We start from the raw sequence: 6,333 nt of genomic DNA, 5'->3' as shown, positions 1-6,333 counted from the left end.
CGGATCCGAAGTATGAAGAAAACGATGAAGAATAAAAAATACGCCAAGCGGGATCTCGAAAGGGATCCCGTTTAGCGTATCTAATATTCAGTCTCGCGTATACCCGTCGATTGTTTGACACTTACATTCGTTCGGGGAATCTGCAAGCCTTATCATAATTCATAATGAAGCGGCTATAATGGTAGACAAAACCCGGCGTTCAAGCCGGCAAGGAGAGTACCAATGTTATTAGAAGGAAAATGCGCGGTGGTGACCGGTGCCTCGAGCGGCATGGGCAAAGCCATCGTCGAACGTTTCGTGAAGGAAGGCGCGAATGTCGCAGCGGTTGCCCGTCGTAAGGAACGCCTCGAAGCGCTCAAGGAATCGCTGAGCGACGCGCCAGGAAAAGTCGAAATCTTCGCAGCGGACGTATCCGTCGCAGAAAACAATGACGCCATGATTGATTTCTGTCTGGAAACGTTCGGCGGCTTCGATATTCTGATCAACAATGCGGGCGTCATGGACGACATGGCCGGCGTAGCCGATGCGACCGATGAAAAATTCGATCACGTCATGAAAGTCAACGTATTCGGCCCGATGTGCGCCATGCGCAAGGCTGTCAGAGTCTTCAAGGAAAAAGGAACCAAAGGCTCCATCGTCAATGTCGCTTCGGTCGGCGGCATGCGAAATGTAGCCGGCGTGATCTACTGCGCCTCCAAAGCTGCCCTCATTTCCATGACCAAGAACACGTCCTTCATGTACTGGGCAGACGGCATTCGCTGCAACGCCATCGCTCCAGGCGGAATCGCCACGGAAATCAGCACTTCCATGGGCATGCCGAACATGGACGGCTATGGAAAAGTATCGAAAATGCTGGCAATGTCTCCAGAACCCGGAGCCCCGGAAGAAATCGCCAACGCAGCGCTCTTCCTCGCTTCCGATCAGTCTTCCTACGTTTCCGGCGACGTGCTCGTCGTCGACGGCGGCTGGATTTCCTAAGCCTTGTACGCGGGTCAAAAGGCAAAATCAAAAAGAATTCTCACTGGATAACCGATCGAATCCCGACCGAGGCCATGCCAGGCACGGCACGCGGACAGACCGATTTCCTTTCCAGACAAAAGCGCCCGATCTCTTCGATCGGACGCTTTCTTGTTCATGATTTGATATGGAAAAGATGCGTTTCTCCTGAATCCGGCAGGAAAGCACCAGAACGATCTTTGAACAAACGAGCCGATCCCCTTGAGACAGGAAAACCAGATCCGCAAAAGAAGACGGATGTCTGCCGATATCTTCTTTCTTTGCGGATCAGCTCATCTCTTCAAGAGCGGACATCTTCTCTTCCCATTCCTTCGTATAGGCCGCAATCTCGTTATGCTTATCGTCAATCCGGCCATCGAGTTCTTCCATCTTGCGATAGTCCTGATAATATTCCGGATCGTAGCGAAGCTCACGCAGCTCTTCCAGCTCAGCTTCGGCTTTTTCCAGCATGGCTTCGAGTTTGGTCACGCGATTGGAAAGGGTGTTTTTCTCCTGACGCAGCTGCGCAGCCGTTTTGGGAGCGGGCGCTGCAGCCGGCGTACGGCCGCGGCGCGAAGAGGCCGGGACTTCAGCTGTTTTGAGGGAATCGAGCGTTCCCTCTTTTTTCTTTTGCGCGTATTCGGTATACGAGCAGTCATAAAGATGACTGTCCTCGCCGATTTCAAGAACCTTATCGGCCATTTTGGACAGGAACATACGGTCGTGGGAAACGAACAGCAGCGTGCCGTCATAGTTTTTAAGCGCGGCTTCGAGAGCTTCTTTGGCTGGAATATCGAGATGGTTGGTCGGTTCGTCAAGAATCAGAAGGTTATCGTGATTCATCATCAGACGGGCGAGCGAGAGACAGACTTTTTCGCCTCCGGACAGATCGTTCACTTCCTTGAACACCTCATCCTGGGTAAACAGGAACGCAGCCAGTACGGAACGGATCTGCGTCTGGCTTGCTTCTGGCTGATCGTCCCAGAGCGTATCGATTACGGTCTTGCTGGAATGCATGGCGGCAGTTTCCTGATCAAAGTAGCCGATATCGATCTGATGGCCGAACGCAAACTGACCGCCTAAAGGCGGGATCTTTCCAATCAGCGTTTTTAGCAAGGTCGACTTGCCGATGCCGTTCGGGCCGACAATGCCGATGCGGTTCTGACGGAACAGTTCAAAGCTCACCGTTGAAAGCGGATGGTCATAGCCAAACGTCAGGCCTTCTGCTTCCAGAACCCGGTTTCCGCCTTTGCGTTCGCTGGAAAACTCCGCTTTGATCCGCGATTTGTCCGCGGTCGTATCGTCGAGCTTTTCCATACGGTCGAGATATTTGATTTTGGACTGGGCAAACGCAGCCTTGGATCGCTTGTAGCGAAATTTTTCAATCAGAGCTTCCAGACGGGCAATTTCTTCCTGCTGACGGACGTAGGTGTCGTGGTTTTTCTTAATCCACTCTTCCTTGGCTTTGACGTAGTGAGAATAGCTGCCTGGAAAGCGCATCGTTTTTCCGCGGTCAATTTCGACAATTTCATCGCACACTTGGTCGAGAAACATACGGTCATGGCTGACGAGAATGACGGCGCTTGGATAGCGGCTGATATAGCTTTCGAGCCATTCAATCGAATCCAGATCGAGATGGTTGGTCGGCTCGTCGAGCAGCAGAACGTCCGGCTTTTCCAGCAGCAGCTTTACGAGCGCGATGCGGGTCTGCTGACCGGAAGAAAACTCATTGATTTTTTTGGAAAGATCGCTTTCTTCAAAACCAAAATGGAAGAAGACGCTGCGCATTTCGTGTTCGTAGTCGTAGCCGCCCAGCGATTCAAAACGGGTCTGAAGCCGGTCGTATTTTTCCAGCTGCTTTTCGCTGGAATCTTCCGCGAGCACTTCCGCCTGCCGCGCCAGTTCCGCTTCGACTTTGCGCAGTTCAAAGAAGACGTCTTCGAGCGCTTCTAAAACGGTCTGATTTTTATCTTCAAAGACGGTCTGGGACAGTGAACCGATCCGGACCGCGTTGGGGACAATTCTTTCGCCGCGATCAAAATCTTCTTTTCCGCTGATGATGTTGAGGAGCGTTGTTTTTCCGCATCCGTTACGCCCGACCAGACCGATTTTTTCGGTGCCTTTGACCTGCAGACTTGCATTGGACAGAACGTCCTGGGCGCCATAGGACTTATATAAATTGGATACCTGCAGTTTCATGGGATTTCCTTTCTGTATCGTTTTTCTGCCGATTCCATAACGCATTAAAAACGAGATGTATCGTTTTTCGCATGGAAACGACGGATATGGGAGTAGCCGTACTTCGGCTTTTTCGTTTCGTAGAAAAAGGATCCTCCTCTTGGCCGATTTCACTATGAAAGCCGGCGGATTCAGGATCCTGTTTTTTTCCTGCTTATTTTACTCGGAAGGAGTGTCTTCGGGCGAGTCAGAAGACGCAGCCGCCGCACTTTGCGAAGCGGTTGTCTGGGAATGGCTTTCCTCCTCATGGGAAATGGAATTTTCGTCAAGCGTAATCGAATAGCCGCAGGCATTGAGAATGCCCTGCGCGATTCCGCGGGCCAGCGTATCTTCGTTTTCCAGAAAATACGTTCTGGATGCTTCATTCTGACTGGACGCGTAGCAGAACACCAGCGAGTTCATTCCATACGATTGGGAGAACATCTCATTGGCTTTCCACTGCTCGCTCTGGCCGGCGCTCGTCAGACGGCCGCCGGTTTCGCGCAGTGCCGGAAACAGCGAATACGGTTCGAGCTCATACGCCTCGTCCACAGTGAGCTGGTCGTACGTATTTCCAATATTCAGCTGGGAAGAGACTACGGGCGTGCTCAGCAAAATTCCATCGCTCAAAAGCGCGCTGGAAATCGAATTGCCCAGAACGCCGTTGGTAAATGGCGAACTGATCATATATGGATAGGGCTGCTCGGCATCGCTCATCGTCAGCGACAAAAAGATTTTTGCCTGCGAAGAGTAGCCGATCCCTGCGCGGGAGTTTTCTCCTGCGTAGCCTTTGAGTTCTTCCTTATCGCGGGAGAACGTGACGCGAAGCCCGGCGCTTTCGAGATATCTGGCAATACGCTGAGCGAATTCCCAGCTGTGCTCGCTCTCGTCAAAGCTGCCCTCACTGTACCATTCGAGAGGCATGCCGTTTGGATCGACCAGATAGCCGGAAGGGTCGATGACCACATCGGTCACTTTCACAATCGGCAGCGATTCCGTTACCGTCAGAAAGATGTAGTTTTCATCGGTGTCGATGCTAAACTTGTCGAGATAGTCTTTCGAAGCATCCACCTGCACGCTGGAGACTTTCTTGTCGTTTCGCATCGTAATCAGCGGAGAGGAGTGCATTTCCTCATCGCTGTAGGCTCTTGCGTACGTATAGCCGTTAGTCAGATACACTTCATAAACGCCGGCGGGCAGGTTCTGCAAGTCGATTCCACTATCTCCGCCGCCGGTAAAGGTCGTCGTAATTTCTTCTCCGGTTTTAATATTGACCAGCTTGACGTTGCGTCCAAAATAGCCGTCGGTTTCCAGAGGAGAATACGTCTGATCGTAAAACACAAGGGACGTACCGTAAACCGTGTAGTCGCCCACACGCGTTTTATCCGCATAGCTTTCCTGCGGTTTGGAGTTGAGATCCGAGAGGGTAAGGGAGTCCAGATAGGTAAGCGAAAGCCGTTCTGCAACCGAAGGCTGGCGCATAAAGAGAAGGCTGATGCAAAGGACGATAACTAAAACCGCAACCGTGAGTGCAATCTTTCCTTTTCGAGTCAGCCTGCGTTTTCTTTTTCTGTTTTTGCCCGTGTTCTTCGCAGAAACAGGCTTTTTTGTATTCTTAGGCGAATTGGGAGTCATCATGGTCAAAGCGTAACAAAAAACCGCTTAAACAGAAACAGCTTATAAAACGCATTCACACAGGGCTCTCAATTTGTCGTCTCCCGCAAACCTCCTGCCCCATCCGTTTTTTCAAAAAAGGCATTGAAAAAGAAGGGCCGCCACAACCCTTCTTTTTCAATTACGTAGAGAGTTAAAAGAGGAAATATGGAAGGGATTGATCAGCCGCTGCGCTGACCCAACGTTATGTCTCTTCCCGAATTCAATATATCAACTGACGCAAGTCAGACGCTTTCCAATGCCCATTTTTATTAAGACGGTATTAAGGTGCAGCATTTGTCATTTCACGAGCGGATTTCGCCTTCCCTCGGTCTTGTTTTTGTGGGATCGCATACGCTCCGAAACCGCAGAAAGCAGGGAGTGCACAGCCTCAGCGACAGAAGAAATCCACTCCGCGTCGTCCAGTCAAAGAAGAAAGGAACGATCAGGAAACAGCACCTCCAGAACACAGGTTATTCAAACCGGACGATTTCTTACCCTCTATGCCGAATTAAAACCAAAAAAGAATTTTCAGACAAAAAATGCCGCGCAAAAAGAGATCCCAGTCCCGCCCAGCTTCCAAACAGCAGGCGTTAGGCAGAAGCTCTTCTATCGGCGATCTCGGTTCGCGCAGAATCCGGCCTTCCGGTTTCTCATACATCCGCATATGAAAAGTACCGGTCGGGCAAACCGGTACTTTTCGGTATTGAAAATTATGAAAAGAGAAGAAAGGAAATAAGAAGTCCTGAATTGTATTCAGCTTCTTTGACCAGAGGCTTTCTCTGACCACGATCAGTATCCGATCCTTACCTAAAATGAGAGTTAAAAGAGAATTTCTTTTCATCAGACACAGAAACACCCGGATGGGCGGTCCGGGTGTTCTGTGTAAATTATTGAGAAAAAGAAAGAAAAAAAATTATGATTGAAAAAATTATTATTATTGGAAATCTGCTGCTTTGATTTCCACGGTCTTATCTTAACGTCTATTTTTAGAATATTTCAATTAACGCTTGACTTTTTATCCGCCCCTGACGTCTTGAACAAGCTTCACGAGAATAAAGGCAATTTGCCTCTGAAATGAAAGCTGTTTCGATTTTTTATGCGTAAATGGAATACATAGTCTTTCGACCGCCTCCTCATTTTCTTTCGATCCAGGACGTCCCGTTACACCGCACCGTCCCGTTATTTCCGTCCTCCAAAACGGTTTTCTGATTGAGCTTACGGAAATGACCAATGCATTTTGTGCCCATAAAAAAATCCTCTGCACGGGCGAATGAGCAGAGGATCATGCGTCCTGGGCAAGGAACGCATTTTTGGAAGCTGGGCTGCTTCCGAATGATAAGCAATGTCATTAAGTTAAGATTTCTCAGACCACATCAGCGTTAAGCAGTGATGTGGTCTTTTTTCTACTCTTCAAGTCAAATCTCGAATGATTCGAGTTTTTTCACTTTTTTCTAAAAATCTATT

Annotated in this window: 3 protein-coding genes; 1 reads left to right on the top strand and 2 read right to left on the bottom strand. The window is 49.5% G+C overall.

Annotated features, from left to right (window positions below):
- Window positions 1-222 precede the first annotated feature (222 nt).
- Window positions 223-978, top strand: coding sequence for an SDR family NAD(P)-dependent oxidoreductase (locus tag Afil_RS10425; RefSeq protein WP_230268498.1), 756 nt, complete (start codon window positions 223-225; stop codon window positions 976-978).
- Between the two features lie 306 nt (window positions 979-1,284).
- Here Afil_RS10425 and abc-f read toward each other — a convergent pair whose 3' ends face one another.
- Entirely contained in the window at window positions 1,285-3,195 is a 1,911-nt protein-coding gene (abc-f, locus tag Afil_RS10420; protein ID WP_230268497.1) for a ribosomal protection-like ABC-F family protein, read from the bottom strand.
- Window positions 3,196-3,393: 198 nt separating this feature from the next.
- Entirely contained in the window at window positions 3,394-4,695 is a 1,302-nt protein-coding gene (locus tag Afil_RS10415) for a hypothetical protein (protein ID WP_230268496.1), read from the bottom strand.
- Between the last annotated feature and the right edge of the window lie 1,638 nt (window positions 4,696-6,333).

Source organism: Allobaculum fili, from assembly GCF_020969955.1.
In the GTDB taxonomy this organism is placed as follows: domain Bacteria; phylum Bacillota_I; class Bacilli_A; order Erysipelotrichales; family Erysipelotrichaceae; genus Allobaculum; species Allobaculum fili.
Note: the sequence above shows the minus strand (reverse complement) of the source record. Positions and strands in the feature narration are given on the sequence as shown.

What these genes read in the sequence shown, in the direction of transcription:
- Afil_RS10425 (WP_230268498.1), top strand. Translation starts at nt 223, where the DNA reads ATGTTATTAGAAGGAAAATGCGCGGTGGTGACCGGTGCCTCGAGCGGC.
- abc-f (WP_230268497.1), bottom strand. Translation starts at nt 3,195, where the DNA reads ATGAAACTGCAGGTATCCAATTTATATAAGTCCTATGGCGCCCAGGAC.
- Afil_RS10415 (WP_230268496.1), bottom strand. Translation starts at nt 4,695, where the DNA reads ATGCGCCAGCCTTCGGTTGCAGAACGGCTTTCGCTTACCTATCTGGAC.